Annotated in this window: 20 protein-coding genes; 9 read left to right on the top strand and 11 right to left on the bottom strand. The window is 62.5% G+C overall.

The annotated features are described in order from the left end of the window. Positions 1-110: 110 nt before the first annotated feature. Positions 111-638 carry a hypothetical protein gene (locus tag RT131_RS00905; protein WP_313169449.1) on the bottom strand — a complete coding sequence of 176 codons (528 nt, stop codon included), beginning with the start codon at positions 636-638 and terminating at the stop codon, positions 111-113. A gap of 51 nt (positions 639-689) precedes the next feature. On the opposite strand from RT131_RS00905, the gene RT131_RS00900 reads away from it, so the two are divergent. After that, positions 690-1253 carry an N-acetylmuramoyl-L-alanine amidase gene (locus tag RT131_RS00900; protein WP_313169447.1) on the top strand — a complete coding sequence of 188 codons (564 nt, stop codon included), beginning with the start codon at positions 690-692 and terminating at the stop codon, positions 1251-1253. A 19-nt stretch (positions 1254-1272) separates the two neighbouring features. Here the strand turns inward: RT131_RS00900 and RT131_RS00895 are convergent, their stop codons facing one another. The 3 genes from RT131_RS00895 to RT131_RS00885 form a co-directional block, all read right to left on the bottom strand. Further along, the gene (locus tag RT131_RS00895; RefSeq protein ID WP_313169445.1) at positions 1273-2193 is read right to left on the bottom strand and encodes a DUF1684 domain-containing protein; all 921 of its coding nucleotides are present in this window, start codon (positions 2191-2193) and stop codon (positions 1273-1275) included. A gap of 69 nt (positions 2194-2262) precedes the next feature. Beyond that, complete coding sequence (locus RT131_RS00890; RefSeq protein ID WP_313169444.1) at positions 2263-3165, bottom strand: sulfurtransferase; 903 nt, start codon at positions 3163-3165, stop codon at positions 2263-2265. After that, entirely contained in the window at positions 3162-3965 is an 804-nt protein-coding gene (locus tag RT131_RS00885; RefSeq protein WP_313169442.1) for a CoA pyrophosphatase, read from the bottom strand. The genes RT131_RS00890 and RT131_RS00885 overlap by 4 nt, the downstream gene beginning before the upstream one ends. Before the next feature lie 239 nt (positions 3966-4204). Here RT131_RS00885 and RT131_RS00880 point away from each other — a divergent pair, with 239 nt between their 5' ends. Both RT131_RS00880 and RT131_RS00875 read left to right on the top strand, forming a co-directional pair. Further along, positions 4205-4744 carry a hypothetical protein gene (locus tag RT131_RS00880; protein WP_313169440.1) on the top strand — a complete coding sequence of 180 codons (540 nt, stop codon included), beginning with the start codon at positions 4205-4207 and terminating at the stop codon, positions 4742-4744. Then, entirely contained in the window at positions 4741-6429 is a 1689-nt protein-coding gene (locus RT131_RS00875; RefSeq protein ID WP_313169438.1) for a PA domain-containing protein, read from the top strand. Before RT131_RS00880 ends, RT131_RS00875 begins: the two co-directional genes overlap by 4 nt. A gap of 191 nt (positions 6430-6620) precedes the next feature. Here the strand turns inward: RT131_RS00875 and RT131_RS00870 are convergent, their stop codons facing one another. From RT131_RS00870 to RT131_RS00840, 7 genes are all read right to left on the bottom strand, one after another. Beyond that, entirely contained in the window at positions 6621-8294 is a 1674-nt protein-coding gene (locus tag RT131_RS00870) for a PA domain-containing protein (protein ID WP_313169436.1), read from the bottom strand. A 14-nt stretch (positions 8295-8308) separates the two neighbouring features. Then, positions 8309-8782 carry a hypothetical protein gene (locus RT131_RS00865; RefSeq protein WP_313169435.1) on the bottom strand — a complete coding sequence of 158 codons (474 nt, stop codon included), beginning with the start codon at positions 8780-8782 and terminating at the stop codon, positions 8309-8311. A gap of 315 nt (positions 8783-9097) precedes the next feature. After that, a complete protein-coding gene (locus RT131_RS00860; protein ID WP_313169433.1) occupies positions 9098-9508 on the bottom strand; it encodes a hypothetical protein in 411 nt (136 codons plus the stop codon). 11 nt (positions 9509-9519) lie between these two features. After that, on the bottom strand, positions 9520-11196 hold the full coding sequence (locus RT131_RS00855; protein WP_313169432.1) for a PA domain-containing protein: 1677 nt from the start codon (positions 11194-11196) through the stop codon (positions 9520-9522). Between the two features lie 14 nt (positions 11197-11210). Next, on the bottom strand, positions 11211-11660 hold the full coding sequence (locus RT131_RS00850) for a hypothetical protein (RefSeq protein WP_313169431.1): 450 nt from the start codon (positions 11658-11660) through the stop codon (positions 11211-11213). Positions 11661-11808: 148 nt separating this feature from the next. Beyond that, positions 11809-12159, bottom strand: a complete 351-nt coding sequence (locus tag RT131_RS00845) for a hypothetical protein (protein WP_313169429.1) — start codon at positions 12157-12159, stop codon at positions 11809-11811. A 227-nt stretch (positions 12160-12386) separates the two neighbouring features. Continuing rightward, positions 12387-13088 carry an FKBP-type peptidyl-prolyl cis-trans isomerase N-terminal domain-containing protein gene (locus RT131_RS00840; protein WP_313169427.1) on the bottom strand — a complete coding sequence of 234 codons (702 nt, stop codon included), beginning with the start codon at positions 13086-13088 and terminating at the stop codon, positions 12387-12389. A 170-nt stretch (positions 13089-13258) separates the two neighbouring features. Here RT131_RS00840 and RT131_RS00835 point away from each other — a divergent pair, with 170 nt between their 5' ends. The 6 genes from RT131_RS00835 to pstS all read left to right on the top strand — a co-directional run bounded on the left by RT131_RS00835 (position 13259) and on the right by pstS (position 18752). Continuing rightward, on the top strand, positions 13259-14041 hold the full coding sequence (locus RT131_RS00835) for an enoyl-CoA hydratase-related protein (RefSeq protein WP_313169425.1): 783 nt from the start codon (positions 13259-13261) through the stop codon (positions 14039-14041). A 7-nt stretch (positions 14042-14048) separates the two neighbouring features. After that, entirely contained in the window at positions 14049-14408 is a 360-nt protein-coding gene (locus RT131_RS00830; protein ID WP_313169424.1) for a hypothetical protein, read from the top strand. Between the two features lie 137 nt (positions 14409-14545). After that, positions 14546-15187 (top strand): endonuclease III, encoded by a 642-nt coding sequence (gene nth / locus RT131_RS00825; RefSeq protein ID WP_313170192.1) that lies wholly within the window; start codon positions 14546-14548, stop codon positions 15185-15187. Between the two features lie 169 nt (positions 15188-15356). Further along, positions 15357-16568, top strand: a complete 1212-nt coding sequence (locus RT131_RS00820) for an OprO/OprP family phosphate-selective porin (RefSeq protein WP_313169423.1) — start codon at positions 15357-15359, stop codon at positions 16566-16568. Between the two features lie 270 nt (positions 16569-16838). Continuing rightward, positions 16839-17615 (top strand): hypothetical protein, encoded by a 777-nt coding sequence (locus RT131_RS00815; protein WP_313169421.1) that lies wholly within the window; start codon positions 16839-16841, stop codon positions 17613-17615. A gap of 117 nt (positions 17616-17732) precedes the next feature. Continuing rightward, positions 17733-18752, top strand: coding sequence for a phosphate ABC transporter substrate-binding protein PstS (gene pstS, locus RT131_RS00810; protein WP_313169419.1), 1020 nt, complete (start codon positions 17733-17735; stop codon positions 18750-18752). The last annotated feature ends 372 nt before the right edge of the window (positions 18753-19124 follow it).

The raw sequence follows: 19124 nt of genomic DNA, 5'->3' as shown, positions 1-19124 counted from the left end.
GGGAATCGGGCCAGCCAGGCGGGCAGGCACGGTGGCCGGCCCCGGGGCATCCAGGGCCGCTATTGTAGGCAGTTGCCCGCCGCGCCGTCGGAATCGGCCGGCAGCGGCGTTCACAAACCGCGCAGCAAGGCCTCGAAGGCCTGCGCCGAGGCGTCCACATGGCGCATCAGGCGGTGGCCGTCATCGACCAGCAGCAGCCGCGCCCTGCGCTCGGCGGCCCAGGCGATCACCTCGGCGGCCGGGATCAGTTCGTCGTTCCAGGCGTGGACCACGCTGATCGGCACCGACGCCGCGTCCAGCGCCGGCATCGGCCCCATCGTGGTGGGCGGCACCATCAGGAACAGCCCGGCCACCGGCACCTGCAGCGAGGTGATCGCCGAGATATAGGCGCCCAGGCTGGATCCGCCCAGCACCAGCGGGCCACGCGTCGCCATCTCGGCCGCGCGTTCGACCAGCCGCTGCAGGCGCGCCGGCACATCGCCGACCCGGCTGATCTCGTGCCTGGCGTCCAGGTCGGTGTAATCCGGGCGTTCGTGGCTCCAGCCCAGGCGTTCAGCCACTTCGGCCAGCGCGGTGACCTTGGTGGCGTCGGGGCCGCTCTCGAAGCCGTGCGACAGGATGCAGTGGCCGCGACTCATGGCTGGCGGCAGGTCATGGGGAAATTCATGGGTGAATGCTAGCATCCACCCATGCACCTGCCGCCGCCCATCATCGCCAAACCGCTGCCCTACGAACACCTGCTGGCGCAGCGCAAGCCCACCGACATCGACCTGGTGGTGATCCACTGCACCGAACTGCCGGACCTGGCCACCGCCCGTGAGTATGGCGAGCGTGCCCTGTACGACAACGGCAGCGGCAACAGCGGCCATTACTACATCGACCGCGACGGCAGCATCCAGCAATACGTGGCCCTGGACCGGGTGGCCCACCACGTGCGTGGCATCAACCCGCGTTCGATCGGCATCGAGCTGGTCAACAACGGGCGCTGGCCGAACTGGTTCGACTCCAACCACCAGAGCATGACCGAGCCCTACCCGGAAGCGCAGATTGCAGCGCTGGTACGCCTGCTGGAGTGGTTGCCACAGGCAGTACCGTCACTGCGCTACATCGCCGGCCACGAGCAATTGGATACCGCCCTGGAACCTGCCAGCGACAATTCCAGCCTGAGTGTGCAACGCAAACTCGATCCCGGTCCGCTATTCCCCTGGGAGCTGGTGCTGCGTGCCGTCGAGCTGCAGAGAATGCCGGGCTGACTGCTGTCCCGGCAGCTGCCTACTGCGGCAGGTACTGGAATTTCTCGCCCGCCGTCACCGCCAGATCAAGCCGGTTGATCGCAGGTGCGATCGGGCAAACCACATGCGGGGTGAACGCGCAGGGGGGATTCTCGGCACGATTGAAGTCCAGTTCCACGACGCCATCCGTGGGCATTTCCGCATACACATAACGCGCACCGCCATACGTCTCGCGGCCGCTGGTGCGGTCGGAAAGCAGGAAGAACAAGCGCCGCGACGGCGGTGCGGACTCATCCAGCACCGGCTGCAGGTGATAGCTGCGCCCGCCAATCTCGAACACCGCCTCGCCCGGCACCAGCGCCGGCAACGGCGTGCCGATCGAGGTCAGCAGGACGGCCTGTTTGGGTGCCGGGAACGGCCGCCATTGCGCGCGGATGTTCCATTTCGGGTCGACTGGAAAGTGTTCGATGCCGCTGAATCCCAGCCGTCGCGGCGACTGCGGATCGCGATAACGCCACCCCAGGATGCTGCCGGTGCGCACCAGGTAGAACTCCGCGTCCCCCACTTGAACGCGACTGGCCTCATTGACATGGGCGACGCCGGGAATCAGGACCGCCCGCAACAGCGGCTCTCCCGCCATCTGGGCGCCAGCGCGCGCATCCGCAGCGATTGTTGCCAGGCCCTCGCGGTCCACCTGCAGCATCCCCAGCTCGGCCGGGCCACCGGGCAGTACCACGTCATTGGCGGCGGCACTGCCCACGCTGTACGTCCCGGCCTTGAGGCGGCCGGAACCGGTGTAGCTGAGCCAGCCATCGGGCGCACGCAGGCTGGCCAGACGCTTCGCCCGCCACTGCTCCACATCACGCAGGTATTGACGCGCAGCATCGCCCGACAAGCCATTGCCGGGCGCATTGCATGCCCCCAGAACCGCCGCCAACAACGCCACCGCTAGCCATTTCAATGAACGCACGCTTCCCCCGAAGCATTCATACCTATCGGCACCGCCCCCACTACGCGGCGTACTGACAACTCAGGCGGTAGCCACCGGCCTGCCTGCATCGCTGCACCAGCCACTCCAGGAATCACTGAACACCCGCAGCCCCGGCATCCCGGCATGCGCGAACGCCAACGCCAAATGGCATGCGGTAACCCCCGAACCGCACATCACGGCCACCTGTGCCGGCGCCTGCCCTGACAGCAGCGGCGCCAATTCCGCACGCAGCTCCTGCACGGGTCGGAAACGACCATCACGCAGATTCATGCCGAACGGTCGGTTCAACGCTCCCGGCACATGCCCGGCCACCGGATCCAAGGGCTCGACTTCGCCGCGATAACGCTCGCCGGCACGCGCGTCCAGCAACCACGCCGGCGTCTGTGACAAGCGCGCCTGCACTTCATCGACACTGACCACCTGGGCCATATCAAACCGCCCGGGGTAGGCCGGCAAGGCGGGAACCGCAGCCGGGGTCGCATCCAATGCATGCCCCGCTGCCTGCCAAGCGGCCAGGCCGCCATCAAGTACAGCGACCTTGTGGTGGCCGATCAGGCGCAGCAACCACCACAGGCGCGCTGCGGCCATGCTGCCATCGGCCGCATCGTAAACCACCACCTGGGTATCCGGCCCGATCCCCCAGTCGCCGAGGCGTGCGGCAAAAACCTCGCTGTCCGGCAGTGGATGCCGGCCATGCCCTTGCTTGCGCATGTCCGACAGGTCGCTTTCCAGATCGGCATGGATCGCACCGGGAATATGCCCCGCCGCGTAGCCGGCCGCACCGGCGTTCTTGTCGGCCAGCGAATAGCGCGCGTCGACCACCCGCAGCGCGGTACTGGCGGTGGCGCGTGCGTCGACCACGCGCCATTCGGGTCGGGCCAGGGCGTGGGCCAGGTCCGCCACATCAATCAACGTGGTCCACGAATAAGCGGTCGCGCTCATGCCTGCTGCTCCAATCGACGGCGAAGGTTGTAGAGGATGGCTGCAGTCGCGCCCCAGATGCGCTGCCCGGGCCAGCTGTATTCCATGACATGACGGACACGTCCGCCATGCTCGATGTCCACCCTTCGCAGATTTGCCGGGTCCATCAGGTAATCCAGCGGTACTTCAAAGACCTCGGCCACCTCGCCGGGCTCAGGCCGCGCAATGAATGCCGGATCCACCACCGCGACTACCGGCGTCACCCGGAACCCGGTAATGGTGATGAAGGGATCCAGGTAGCCCAGGGCCAGCACCTGGCTGCGGGCCAAGGCGATCTCCTCGTCACTCTCGCGCAGAGCGGCGGCCAAGGGGTTGCGATCGACGGTTTCGATGCGGCCACCGGGAAAACCCACTTGTCCACCGTGGTTGCGCAGTGCTTCGGTGCGTCGGGTCAATATCACCTGGGTCCCCTGCGGCCGCGGCACCAGTCCCGCCAATACTGCCGCTTCCACCGGCGGCCCGGGGGGCAACAGATCTTCCAGTTCGGAACGGTTCCAGCCCTGTCCAGTGGGTGCCTGGGTGAGTGGCATCAAGGCTTTCTGCAGCCGATCACGGTCCTGCAGCTGATCCGCAAATGCCGCGGCGTGTCGTGAGCGCCCTGGTAGTTCCTGTGTCATGACCCGACGCCGCTCGTCCTCGCTCATGCGCATCCAGCCACCGATCTCGGCACCACTGCGCCAGCAACCACGGCAATAGCCCTGCTCATCAAGCGCGCAGATGCCAATACAGGGGCTGGAGATGACACGAGCAGGAGCATCCATCAATTCAAACATCACGCTAGCGTAGCGCGAGGGGGACCCTGTGAACCAGCTTCCAGCGGCTGATCGCCCGCCTTTTGCGTTGCAACGATGGCAATGTCGGCGACGTCGACCACTCCCATTCAGCGAAACCGTTCGCCGAAGGTCCACATTTATTTTGTGATGCAGTTCAAATTGTGGTTGAGCGGCGGTTCATCTACGGGCACACTCCGATTGCCGACAGGGGGAACACGAACCATCCGATGCGCATGATGCGCGTTCGATCAGCGTGGCTGTTCGACACCCGCCTCGCCTGCATATGGATGGAGCCTTATCGCTTTTCACTCTGTAAGCGGAGCCCGGAAATGAGAATGGCAAAACCCTCCTTGTTGTTATCGGCGCTGGCCTTGACCGCCAGCCTTTCAGTACAGGCCCATGAGCCGCCAACGGACGACAACCCAAGTTCCCCTACCGAAAGCGGCATGGTTGCCGGCATCGATGCCAAGACCGGCAAACTGCGCAAACTCACGGATACTGAAATCAGGGCACTTTCCGACAAGGCCAACGCCATGCCGTCGGCAAGCCGCAGCGCCGCCGGAGCCAACGCCGCGTGGGCACGCATTCCGCAGACCGGCACCGAGGCCGCCAAGACCATACGGCTACAGAGCAACGGCATGAGCACCGCCGACCTGCCCCTGTCGGCAATGAATTCGTTGAGCATCGAACGCACTGCCACTGGCGAAGTGCGGATCCTGGAGAACGGCGACCCGCTTTCGCATGGCAGGCAGGAGGTGTCCGAATGAAGACCTTGCTGCTTTCGGCCGTCATCGGCACCTGCCTGCTCGGCGCCACCGCGCACGCCGCCATCATCACCCCCATCAACCAGGACCCTGCTGGCAAGGGCCTCAACGACCCCACCCTACGCGCACCGGAAGGCGGCAATCCCGGCAAGACGGTGGGCGAGCAACGCCGCATCGTCTATCAGTTCGCCGCCGATCTGTGGGGCGCTGTATTGCAGAGCGACGTGGAGACGTTCGTCGGTGCAAGTTTCCAGGACCTTGCCTGCACGGCTACCGGCGGCACACTGGGCTCGGCCGGCGCCTCATGGATCGCAACTACGCCACCGACAGCGACCGAACTGGGCATGATCTACCACGCCCCGTTGGCCAACGCCCTCAATGGCAGCCGCATCACCATCAGCAGTGCCGGCACCGACATCACCAGCCGCTTCAACAACAATCTGGGCGGCAGTAATCCCGATGGCACACCGTGCATGACCGGTTCGGGCTGGTATTACGGCCTGGACGGCAAAGCACCCGATGACCGGGTCAGCTTCCTCGACGTGGTGATGCATGAGATCGGCCACGGCCTTGGCTTCTCCGGCTTCGTCGGTTACACCACTGGCCGCCTGGGCGAACGCATCGGCATCCCGCAGTACTACGGGTATTCGGATGTCTATACCGAGAACGCCTTCGACAACCTTTCAGGCAAACGCTTCACCGAAGCCAGCATGACCAACGCGCTGCGCGCTACATCCATCAAGACCCGTGGTGCACCAGCCTGGAATGGCGCAACCACCAGGGCACAAACGCCGCTGTGGCTGGACCCGGCGGTGGTGCTGTCGGTCAACGGCAGCAGCGTGGTCACGCAGTTCTTCGGCACGGCCTCGTTTGGGCCGCCAGCTACTCCGGCCAACTTCGCCGGCGCAGTCGCCATTGCCAACGATGGCACTGGTGCCGATACCGCGGATGCCTGTGAAGTGATTCCTGCCGGCAGTCTCAGCGGCAAGGTTGCCTATATCAATCGGGGCGGTTGCGCATTCGAGATCAAGGCGGCCAACGCCCAGGCAGCGGGTGCAGTCGCGGCGATCATTGGCAATGTTGCCAGTTCCGGCGACCCGGGCACCGCACCCGGCATGGCCGAAGACCCCAGCGTCAACGCCACCATTCCGACCCTGAGCGTCAATCTCGCCGATGCCAACCTGATCAAGGCTGCCGCACAGGCCGGTACCGCGTTGACCGCGTCGCTGGGAGAGGTTGCCGGACGCTACGCCGGTGCCGACGCCAGCGGACGCCCACTGCTGTACGCCCCGGCCGTGGTTGCCAGTGGCTCGACCTTCTCGCACTTCGAAAGCGTGCTGATACCGGATGCGTTGATGGAGCCAGCCAACAGCCCCAACACCGACGCCGGACGCATGGTCGACCTCACCCTGGCAGCTTTCGTCGACGAAGGCTGGAGCTTGAATGCAGGCACGGCACGCATCGGCAGCTGCGACACGGGGGTAAAGTTGTTCAAGAACCCGGGGTTGATTGCGGGCGCCAATGTGCAGGCACAGGACCGCCTTTGCCGCACCACCGCCAACGGCAACCGTGCGCTCTACCTGCGTTGCATGAACGATACCGCGGCTTCGTTGCGGGCGATCAACATGATCAGCACGGTGGAACAGGCCGGTATCCGCACGTGTGCGGCAAAGGTGACTTCGCCGTAAGCCAAAGGCACTGACAGTCGTGGACAACAGACCGGCGCCATCAAGGCGCCGGTTCTCATGCCGCGACATGCAGGGCACCTGCCCTATCCCTGTCGCTGCCTGTGCAAGACTTTTAACTGCCATGCCCTGGCGGCCGGGCATGCATACGGCAACAGCATCCAGCATGCCGCAGGCTTGATCAATCTACATCCCTACAGCTTTGCCACGCATTGCCTTGCCTTGGCCACCTCCAACGAAGTGAGCAGGGATTGTGCGTACAGCGCGCTGATGTGATCGTTCATGCAGCGCAACTGTTGGCTGCGATTATTCGCCGAGCTTGCCTTGCACAGATTGTTCTGCGCGACAAGGTTGGCACCAGGAATGAAAGAGTCCCGATAGACCGGCACCGTGGTGTCACAGCCGCCCAGCTTGGCAGTCCCGCTTCGGTTGGTTGGCCAGCCCATCTCCTCAAACATTTCCAGTGCCACGTCGATTGCCACATCGGCTCGGACTGACTTGGACTCTGCCGGCTCCATCAGGAAATCCGGAGTCATATCCGAGTCCACGTGCGAGAACGAGGATCCGGGCTGATACGTCGCCGGTGTAAACAGGCGCATGCTTTGCGTTGAATCCAATCCATAGAATCGATTGGCATCGGTCGCAAACCCCGCTGCCACCACGGCGGCTTCGCCGCGCAACAACCCACCCACCTCCTGGGTCACTGTAATCACCGGGATAGCCACCTGACTTGCCGCCGTGCCCGGCCCTGCAAGAAGCGGGGTTTCAGGCACATTGTTGGCAATGATCACCGCGACCGCACCATGATTCTGCGCACTCAACGCCTTCCTGGAGAATTCACACACGCCCCGATCAATCAGCACAACCTTGCCGGCCAGGGTCGGACCGTTGGCAATGGCCGGCTGCCCATCACTGCCATCACATCCCAAATGCGTATCAACCGCCCCCTGCCCGACGGCATCACTGACGAGAACAATCTCCCCCTTGAGCGGTGACAGGTCTGAACTACCGAAATCGGCGGGGACAAATTCATGCAGACCGGCAACAGGTGCGGTGATACTCAACAACTCTCGTTTTTCTGCCAACAATGCCGCCATTTGATTTGTTGCCCGCCCTTTCCACACGGTCTGCCCGGGCTTGGTAAGCGCCACTCCCATACGGGCATCGACAACCGAAAAATCGTTGTAGCTCATCGAATGCGTGTTTGACCACGCCAGACCATCCCATGGGCTCTTCGCCAGACGCAAGGCCAGGCTACCCAGGAACCGCGAGTTACCTGACGCACCAAGGCCATGACCCAACTCATGCATGATGACATTGAAGAAATTCGCCCGCTCCTGGGTATTGAACGGAGCATTGCCGGTGAGCCCGTAATACCACCCTTGGGTTCCCAAGGCCTGACAGGAGGGCGTGTCGATCGCCGAGCTGAAATTGGTCAGAATATCGTTGCTGCCGACCCCCAGGTCACGACTGGCCAACGCGTTTGCCAATGCAACCGGGTACTCGAAATCCGCCGCGCCACCGGCGCTCACCGCACTCGCTTTTGTCCGACTGATGGGCGCTGCCTGGCCGAGCACTATCCTTCCTGGCACGCACTCCAACGGTGCAAATGAGGCCTCCACTTTGATTTCGACAGCACTACTCAGCAGCGCCCCCCAGGTATCCATCGCGTACTGGTAAGCGATGGTTCGTTGCTGCCCAAGTGTCCGGCCAGGATTGCCGCCAATGGGGGCAGCCGGCGTTGGATCATTGAGCCCGATATTCGGACCATCCAGATTGACCAGCGTGATCCTTGCCTGCGCATGGGCCGCGTTGCCAACCGCGCAAAGTGACAAGGCAGTGCAGAGCGCAAGTAAATTCTTCTTCATCGTGTCATCCCCGGTCAGCGAGCAATTTTTTCATTGACGCCATGCGATGCTTTGGTACCGCCACCTCTGCTTGGCACCGCGAAGATCGGCTCAATTTCCTGCCGGGATGTCCTCACCAAGCCCGCACCATTGGTGTCTTCCGCTGCTTGCCGCAACGCCATCTCGGCTGTCTCCGGCATCCGCGCGAGCGCACGATTGAGGCCTTCCGAAGCCATACGATCGGCAGCAGAGCGTCGTACACCCGCCGCCTCGATACGGCGCTGCACATCCTGCGGCGTACTGCTTCCCGAACGTGAGCGCACCACATCAGCGGCCGTCATCGGCACCCCGATCAGTGCTGCGAAATCCGCCACGGGCTCGGGCACTGACTGCGCGAATGCGCTCCCAGCCAATGCGTAGAACACGCCGAATGCGGCACATGACACCCAAAGAGCGCCTTTAGTATCCCGTTGCATTTCGTCACCCCTTGTCTGGAACGCGATAAGCATGGCCGCGAACGGAAAGCCGAAATCCCATCGATGGACGATGCGACACCCATCGCCCGCTTACGCTCGGCCCAAAGTACTGACCGTCCTGCACCTTCGTTGGGTGTTGCGGCATTGCCTGCTGAACGACCTCGACGATGTACGCCCTGCATAGCCCGTCCCCTTACAGCCGACGGATCAAGCCGTGGCCTACCGCGCAGATCTTAGGCAGGCGGCCCGCAAAAAAATTGACATTTCTTCGTAGATCGCTGGCGTTGACGGGCTTACTCTCACTACCCGCCAGCCTGTGTGCAGGCGCGCCCAGATGAAGTCCGGCGGTCAGGTACAGGTGTCGTACCGAGGGCGGCTGAGGCAGCTGATGATGTTCGAGAATCCGGCCTTACCGTCAGCGCAAACATGCAGCCGCAGGATCGCTTGTACCGCACCGGTGCCCACAGTAGCCGCAACCAATACCCGTGCTGCATGAACGACACAGCAGTCGAACGCAGCGACGTTGGCATGACCAGCCCCGTCGAACCGACGGGTATCGGCAGCTGTGCGGCAAAGGTGACTTCGCCGCAACGCTGGCCGAGTGAACGTAACAGAGAGTGCCGGCGCCCACAGGACGCCGGCACTTTTGGTTATCCAGGCAAAGCCAAAGGCTGCGCGCACCTGAAGGGGCTTGGAGATGGCATCCAGATACGCGGCAATCGGCCGCATCGTCACACGATCTAGGGAGTTAAATTTCATCAATCTCCACATCAAATTCTGGCAACGCACTGTCTCGCTTTTGCCACTTCCAGCGGCGTGATCAACGTCTGTGCATGCAAAGAACTGATGTGATCATTCATGCAACGCATCTGTTGACTGCGATTGCCCTGCGAAGATGCCCTGCATAGATTGTTCTGCGCGACAAGATTGGCACCAGGAATAAACGAATCTCGGTAGACCGGCACGGTAGTGTCGCAGTTGCCCAGCATGGCAGTACCATTGCGATTGGTTGGCCACCCCATGTCTTCAAGCAGGTCCAAGGTCACGTCTATAGCTACATCCGCTCGCAGCGACCGGTTAATGGCAGGCTCCATCAACGCATTCGGCGTCATATCCGTATCGATGTGCGAGAACGACGAACCCTGTTGATAATCAGAAGGCGTATACAAGCGCGGATAGCCACCGGAGTCCAAACCATAGAATCGCTTTGGATCTTCGATAAAACCGGACACGAGCATTGGTGAGCCAACACGTAGCGCCGCCCCTACACCTTGGGTTACTGTAATTACCGGGATATTCACCTGACGTCCAAACGTGCCCCCTCCGGCCCTGAGCACAGATGTGGGAACATTATTGGCCAGAATCACCGCGATGGCGCCATGACGCTGTGCATTCAAGGCCTTGAGGCCATACTCACAACCGCCGCGATCAACAAGAACCACTTTCCCCGCCAAAGCAGCGGCATTGGAAATGGCCGGTTGCCCATCACTGCCGTCACATCCTGTGTGCATATCCACACCATCGGGGCCGACAACATCGTTGACCAGCACGATCTCCCCCAAGATTGCATCCAGGCGTTGATCTCCGAACCCGACTGTCTGGTAATCATGTCTCTGCAGCGCCGGCGAGCGGGTTATCAAAAGTCTCCGGTGTTCGGCCAACAACCCGGCGGTACGAGTAGCCTGCCTCCCTTTCCATACCGTCTCTCCATCAGCGGTGATAGCTTCGGCCAAACGGGGATCGGCAGACATTTCAAACTGGTTGTAATTCATCGAATAAATATTCGACCAAGCCTGTTCATCCCAAGGACTTTTTTGAACTCGCAGCCCCCAGGAGCCAGCCAGCATTGCAACCCCTTCCACGCCCAGTCCGTGGGCCAATTCATGCATGATTACATTCAGGAAATTGGAACGTCCCAGCGTATTCCCGCCAGCGTCTCCGGTTAGTCCGTAGTACCAGCCGTTCGCGCCCAATGCTTGGCAAGCAGGCTGATCCACTTCCGAACTGAAGAACGACATGATGTGGTTCTCGCCCGGCCTCAGCTCATACCCCGCCAGTGCGTCGGCCATCGCGATAGGGTACGTATAATCGTAAGCGCCATCTGGAAAGATCGCATCGGCCCAAACCCGGCTATTCGTGCCTGCTTGACCAAGCACGATGCGACCTGGCGCACATTCCAGTGGGGAAAAGGACGCCTCCACTCTGATCTCGCTTGAGCTGCGCAGCAGCGCCCCCCAAATGTCCATCGCATATTGGTACGCAATCAAACGTTGTTGTCCCAGCGTTTTCCCGGGGTTGCCTCCCACGCTCTGAACCGGTGTTGGATCATTCAGGCCAACGCCGGGACGATCAATATTGACCAATTTCATGCGCGCCTGAGCATGTGCATGCAGCGAAGTCATCGCCATCGCAGCCATGATGCAAGCGTAAACAACTGTCTTTTTCATGGTTCAATCCCCGGTCAACGAACGCTGGCGTTGTCAGCACCATGCAATGCAGTCGCATCCATGTCTGCGCTTGCTGTCGCATAGATTGGTTGAAGTTGCTGCCTTGAGGTCCTGACAATGACAGGACCGCCCTTATTGAGCGCAGCCTCCCGCAGCGCCTGTTCGAGTGTTTCAGGCATCCTGTCGAGTACGCGATTAAGGCCTTCGGACGCTGCGCGTTGCGCCGCAGTGCGCCGCACGCCTGCGACGTCTATTCTTCGTTGTATTTCATGCTCCGAAACCCCAGCGCTACGTGAGCGCATCACGTCGCTTGCGCTCATTGGCACTCCGACCAGGGCTGCATAATCTGGCACCGTCCCTGCAGCTGACTGTGCCGCCACGCCTCCACTGATGCCGCCCAGCCCGCAAACCATCATCGTAGCGATACCTCGCCAGCGATGAATGCCAACACGATCTCGTTGCATGTCTTCACTCCTTGTTTGGAACGCGGCAACCATGGCTGCCATAGGCAGCCGAAGACCAAACTTCCGACGTAGCCTGCCCACTTCCCGCAGGTGATCTCCAGCTGCCAGCTGTTGGGCTGGGGCAAACTGCAACTCCTGCTGGAACACGTTACCGCTGCGCCCGCGGCGAACTTTTCGCGCAAAGAACAAAGCGATACCTGCGATGCACGGCACGATCATAGGCAAGCCAGCCGGCGGAAAATTGACATTTCTTCCGAGCTCGAAGTTTCTTCCTTGACATCACGGCGCGTCCGCTGATCACAGCCCAGCCCCAGCCCAGCGAATGCGAACCTCGGGACAAAAAGCTGATCGCCAGCTGCGGCCAGGCAACAGCAACGCGCTGCCAGCACAAGCAATGTACGTCACCGGGAATGATGTGGAAGCTGTTCGTGGCCAACATCCCGACAAGCTCAATCATCGGGAAGTCGATGACCAGCCACGATTGCACCTGCTGGAGCATGTCCGACCCGCGTGGGCTACGCTGCGGGCAACCAACTACAGCAGCCGCGCAGGACTCAGCAGAAACTGGCGGAACAATAGCCGCATGGAACAGGACCATGCAGTGCCCAACTGCAATAGCGAGGCCGCCGCTTGCCGAGCGTGGTTGGGCGCCACTTGTTCTCTTCGACACAAAAAAAAACGCCGGTGTTATCACCGGCGTCCTTTTATTACATCACTGGCGCGCTATTACTTGACGCTGACCAGCTTGATTTCGAACTGCACAGCCACGTTCGGCGGGAACGGGGTGCGCGGGTCGGCACCGTAGGCCTTGTCCGGCGGCAGGGTGACTTCCCACTTGGCGCCGGCCGGCATCTGCAGCAGGGTTTCACGCATCGCCGCCATCTCGACTTCGCTCAGCTTGATCGACGGGATCGACTGCGCCGGGCGGGCTTCGGTCGGACGCTGGCCGTACGGGAACGGACCGGCAACTTCCAGGGCGACGGTGCTGGCCTGGGTCGGCTTGGCACCGGCACCGGCTTCGATCACGCGGTACTGCACGCCGCTGGCCAGGGTCTGCACGCCGGCCTTGGCCTTGTTGGCAGCAATGAACTGGTCACTACGGGTCTTGTTTTCAGCAGCAGCCTTTTCGTACTCGGCCTTGGCAGCCTGGGCACGGCCCTGCTCACGACGCTGGAACGCTTCAACGGCGGGCTTCAGCTGGTCAGCGGTGATTGCCGGCTGCTTCTTGGCGTAGGCATCCTGCAGGCCTTTCACCACCGAAGCGATGTCCAGCTGTTCGCCACGACCAGTGAGTTCGGCCAGATTGTTGCCGTAGTCATAGCCGAAGTAATAGCTCAGCTTGCCCTTTTCGGACGCGATGTCCTGGGCGAAAGCGGTGCCGGTGACGGCCAGGGCGGCCACGGCGACCGCGATAGAACGCAACTTCATCAAACAGTTCTCCAGGAATGGTGTCTCAGGGCAAGCATGCCGCTAGAGGCGACGGGTTAGGATAGCCGTCACAAAGGCTGTCCGCCACTGACGACGCTCACCTATGACCGCCGTTGGTTCAAAGAGTTCCATTCCTCACTTTTTTTTAACGTTTTGAGGCTTTCCCCTATATGTCCGATGCCCCGGTTTCGATCAGCACCCACGCAGGCGTACGCACCATCACCGTGCAGCGCCCGGAAAAGCTCAATGCCCTCAACCGGCTGACCCTGGAAACCCTGGACGCCGCCTTTGCCGAGGCGGCGCTGGCCGAGGACGTAAGAGTGATTATCCTGACCGGCGCTGGCAGCAAAGCCTTCGTTGCCGGAGCGGATATCTCGGAAATGAACACGCTCACCCCGGTTCAGGGCCGTGACTTTTCGCTGGTGGGGCAGCGCCTCATGCGCCGGATCGAACGCCTGAACAAGCCCGTCATCGCCATGGTGAACGGCTTCGCACTGGGTGGCGGCATGGAACTGGCCATGGCCTGCCACCTGCGCATCGCCGCCGACAGCGCCAAGGTCGGTCAGCCAGAGATCAACCTGGGCCTGGTACCGGGTTTTGGCGGCACGCAGCGTCTGCTGCGCCTGGCCGGCCGTGCGGCCGCGCTGGAACTTTGCCTGCTGGGCGCACCGATCAGCGCCGAGCGCGCCCAGCAGTTGGGCCTGGTCAACCGCGTGGTGCCGGCCGCCGAGCTGGAAGCAGAGACCACCAAGCTGGCAGAGCAGTTGGCCAATGCGGCCCCGCTGGCGTTGCGCGGCATTCTGGATGCGATCAACGTTGGCGGCGAATGCGGGATCGAGGAAGGATTGGAGTATGAAAGCGCGCAGTTCGGCCTGGTGTTCTCCACCGACGACATGCGCGAAGGCACCAGCGCCTTCCTGGAACGCCGCAAGCCGGAATTCAAGAATCGTTGAGTTGTCCATGTCCAACCCAAGCGCCACGCCCCGCCAATTACTGCAATTCGTACTGGACGATGATCTGGATGCGGCGCTGCGCGCCGGGCTGATGGACTACCTGCCGCAGCCCGGCGACGAACGGCTGGATCCCGCCTACCCGCAGCTGCCACAGCAGTTGCAGCAGGCCCAGCAGCAGCTGCGCACGGCCTGGGCCGCGCGTGAGCGCCATCACGCCCGCGCCGCGCGACTTGAACGTCGCGATGCCGAGCGGCAGGCGCGTCGTGCACCACCGCCAGCAGCTGACAGCAAGCCCGCCCTACCCTCTGCGGCAGCAGCAATCCTGGCCCGGGCCAAGGCACGAGCGGCAGAGAAGTCAGGCACATGACGGCAGTGGCAGTGAAGAAAACAACGACGAAGAAAGCCGCCGCAAAGAAGATCGGTGCCAAGAAGATCGCGGTAAAGAAGGCTCCCGCAAAAAAGCCCGCGGCGGTGAACGCCACGTCCACACGTGGCAGCAAACGCATGAATGCCGCCGAAGTGCTGGAAATGTTCACCCGCTTGCGAGAGCTCAATCCACATCCAACCACCGAGCTGGAGTACGGCTCACCGTTCGAACTGCTGGTGGCGGTGACCTTGTCGGCACAGGCAACCGATGTCGGCGTCAACAAGGCCACCCGCAAGCTGTTCCCGGTCGCCAATACCGCCCAGGCCATCCTCGCCCTGGGCGAGGACGGGCTCAAGCCGTACATATCCACCATTGGCCTGTTCAACGCCAAGGCCAAGAACGTGATTGCCGCCTGCGCGATCCTGGTTGAAAAGTATGGCGGCGAAGTCCCTGCCGAGCGTGCCGCACTGGAAGCCCTCCCCGGCGTCGGCCGCAAGACCGCCAATGTTGTGCTCAACACCGCCTTCGGGCAGTCGACCATGGCGGTGGATACGCACATCTTCCGTGTCGCCAACCGCACCGGCTTGGCACCCGGCAAGGATGTGCGTGCCGTCGAGGATGGCTTGATGAAGGTCATCCCGGAAGAATTCCTGCAGGATGCACATCACTGGCTGATCCTGCACGGACGCTATGTCTGCAAGGCACGCAAACCGGACTGCCCGCAATGCGTGATCCGCGACCTCTGCCACTTCAAGGACAAGACCGCCGACGCTGCGTGAACGTCGGCGGCTGCCATCTGTACGACACTTTCCCGTAACAGCCACAAGGCCCAATACGCAGGGCCTTGTGCCACAAGGCCAAAGCTGGTCGCCGAACTGTCACATTTACGCAATCTTTACGCCCTAGCCTTCGCAGCAACCTCCAACCGCCTGCAAGGCTACCCACCCAATGAAACTGCATCGCCAACTCCTCACCGCGGCCGTGGCTGCTGCACTGTTCGCGCCGGCTGCACACGCTGAAGTCGCCATCGACGTTATTGGCGGTTCCGAAATCACCTTCGAAGGCCTGGTCCAGGCCGACGGCAACTGGTTCAGCAATGACAAGGCCGACTTGAACGGCAACACCGGCAAGAACGGCAAGGACAGCGAATTCGAGCTGCGTCGCGCCGAGCTGGTGCTGAAGGGCAAGGGCCCGGGCAACATCGAGTGGGTGGTCGGCTACGACGCCAAGGCTGACAAGTTCCTCGACACCAACGTCAAGTACAAGCTGGGCGGCAACAGCAACCACTTCCTGCAGGCCGGCCAGTTCAAGCAGCCGAACAGCCTGGAAGAACTGTCCAGCACCAAGAACAACGACTTCATCTCCAAGGCTACCGTCACCAACACCTACGCGGTTGCCCGCCGCCTCGGCGTTGGCTACGGCATCGGCGACGCCAACTGGTCGGTCACCGCCTCGGCCTTCGGCCGCGAGCTGACCCGCGACCTGGCCCATGGCAGTGGCTATGGCGTGCGCGGCACCTTCGCCCCGATCAATGAGAAGGGCAACATCCTGCACCTGGGCCTGAGCTACGTCGACTACGATACCGACGCCGATCTGCTGCGCCTGCGCGCCCGCCCGAACGCCGACCTGGCCACCGTGCGCCTGGTCGACAGCGGCGACCTGAAGGACACCGACCGCCTGAGCACCATCGGCGCCGAAGCCATGTACGTGCGCGGCCCGTTCAAGGCCCAGGGCGAGTACTACAGCTCCAAGGCCAAGCGTTACGACCACGCCAACTACAGCAGCGACGGCTACTACATCAGTGGCTTGTGGAACGTCACCGGCGAGACCTGGGGCTACAAGGGCGGCACCCCGAGCCTGGGTCTGCCGGATGAGCCGGGCCGTGGCATGTGGCAGCTGGGCGCGCGCTTTGATCACATCGATCTGAACGACGGCGGCCTGAAGGCCCCGGCCGTGGTCGGCGGCACCCCGCTGGTGGACGGCGTGCTGGGCGGCAAGATGGACATCTGGACCGTGGGTGCCAACTGGTACTGGCGCTCCAACTTCAAGGCCTCGCTGAACTACGTGATGGTCGACAGCAACAAGTACTCCTCGTCCAGCAAGAAGTTCGTCAGCGACAAGCCGGACATCCTGGAAGCCCGCCTGCAGTTCTTCTGGTAAGCAGCGGCTGTATGCACTGCACGAACGCCCCGCAAGGGGCGTTCGTCGTTGCAGCGCCTGTGACTTTGTAGGAGCGGCGTAAGCCGCGAAGCTGATACTGCCGATGCGCAGGCGATTGTCGCAATCTGGAGGTGTGTCGGCTTCGCGGCTTACACCGCTCCTACAAGGGCCAGGGCACGAGCGCTTCCGCAGGTTGAAGCTGTGTAAGCTTGGGCGCTCACGTCGCGCCCACAACACATTATGTGGAGCGCACACCGAATGGACGGACCCATGCGCACCTGCCTGCTCGTACTGTTGCTTTCCCTGCCCTTCACCAGCGTCGCCCAGGACTGTGGTGACGCCGCCGCGCGCATCACCCGGGCCTATCAACAACGCGACACGGCCATCCTGCCCGCGCGGCCCGGTTGGGCCATCGATGCCAGCCGTGGCGCCTGCCGGGTTTGGCCAGCCGATACCCGCCTGACCTTGATCGCGGTACCACTGCTGGGGCCGGAAGAAGCCAATGGCGACGTGCAGGCTGGCGACCTGGACATCCTGGTCATCGACAGCAACACCCTGCAGGCGCGGGCCGCCCTGCGCCTGGCCGACGCTGTCAGCAGCGATGCGATCCGCGTTGACGGCATCTACCTGGATACCGCCCGTTATCGGCTCGATGCCGATACCCGCGCCTTCGGCGTGCGCGTCACCCGCAGCGGTTCCTCACGTGCCAATCCGTTCGGTGAGGAACAGCTGCAGTTGTTCGTCCACGACGGCAGCCGCCTGCAGGCAATCACCAACCCCATCGTCATGCAAAGCAATGGCGGCGAATGGGACACCAACTGCACCGGCGAATTCCAACAACGCAGCCGCACCCTCGAGGTTGGCCCGACGCCAGCCCAGGGTTGGGCGACCCTGTATATCCGCGAACGCGGCGAGGACACCGAACAACGTGAAGATGCTGGCGGCAACTGCAGCGAAACCCGCACAGCACTGCCAGCCAAGCGATACACCCTCACTCCACAAGGCCAGCACTACCCGCTGCCGGACGCGGTGAAGGCCGTATTCTGAGCTCATGAAACGCTGTCATGCATACGTCATATGACAGACGCTGCATTGTCATCAAATCGTTATGGAATAGGCGCCGGGCGGAACTCACCGCACATTCACACCTCCCAGGAGCCACTTGTGATCCACGCCATCAAATCGCGCGCAGCCGTTGCCATCCTCGCTGCGTCGTCCGTCTTCGCCGCCAACGCTGCCGATGTCACCGGCGCCGGCGCGTCCTTCATCTACCCGGTCATGTCGAAGTGGTCGGCCGATTACAGCGCCGCCACCAGCAAGCGCGTAAATTACCAGTCCATCGGCTCGGGCGGCGGTATTGCCCAGATCAAGGCCAACACGGTTGACTTCGGTTCCTCCGATGCCCCGCTGAAGCCGGAAGAACTGGCCTCGGCCGGCCTGGTGCAGTTCCCGTCGGTGATCGGCGGCGTGGTGCCGGTGCTCAACGTGCCGGGCGTGGAAGCGGGTGCGATGAAGCTGGACGGCCCGACCCTGGCCAACATTTTCCTGGGCAAGATCAGCAAGTGGAATGATCCGGCGATCGTCGCCCTGAACGCAGGCCTGACCCTGCCGGACACCAAGATCACCGTCGTGCACCGCTCTGACGGTTCGGGCACCACCTTCAACTTCGTCAACTTCCTGTCCAAGGTCAACGCCGACTGGAAGACCACCGTCGGCGAAGGCACCAGCGTCCAATGGCCGGTCGGCATCGGCGGCAAGGGCAACGAAGGCGTCGCCGCCTACGTCAAGCAGATCCGGGGCTCGATCGGCTATGTCGAGTTCTCCTACGCACTGCAGAACCGCCTGACCTTCTCGCGCATGAAGAATGCCGCAGGCAACTTCGTGCAGCCGCGTGACGAAACCTTCTCGGCTGCTGCCGCCAGCGCAGACTGGGCGAACGCGCGTGACTTCTACCTGGTGATGACCAACGCCCCGGGTGAGCAGGCCTGGCCGATCACTGCCACCAACTTCATCCTGATGCGCAAGCAGCCGAAGACGGCCGAAGGTGCCAAGGCCGCGGTCGAATACTTCCGCTGGATCTATGCCAATGGCGACGCCCAGGCCCGTCAGCTGGACTACGTGCCGCTGCCGGATACGCTGGTCCGCCAGATCGAAACCTACTGGCAGCAGAACCTGCGCTACTGAGTAAAGAGCCGGCGGGCCCCTCTCCCCCGCCGTCTCAAGCGCGGATCACGTGATCCGCGCTTTTTTTGTTTTTTGCAGGAGCGGCGTCAGCCGCGAAGCCGGGTATCCCGAAGGCCCTGTAGAGCCGAGCCATGCTCGGCTGAGGCTCTACCGGGAAAGCTCGCGCCGAGCATAGCTCGGCACTACCCTTCGGCATTGTCGCGACCGCTCCCTGTAGCGCCGAGCCATGCTCGGCTGAGGCTCTACCGGGAAAGCCCCTGCCGAGCATGGCTCGGCACTACCCTTCGGCATTGTCGCGACCGCCCCCCCCCTGTAGAGCCGAGCCATGCTCGGCTGAGGCTCTACCGGGAAAGCCCCTGCCGAGCATGGCTC

The organism is Stenotrophomonas sp. (assembly GCF_032066555.1).
Classification (GTDB): Bacteria; Pseudomonadota; Gammaproteobacteria; order Xanthomonadales; family Xanthomonadaceae; genus Stenotrophomonas.
The sequence above is the reverse complement of the archived record's forward strand: the minus strand, read 5'-3'. Positions and strand labels throughout refer to the sequence as shown.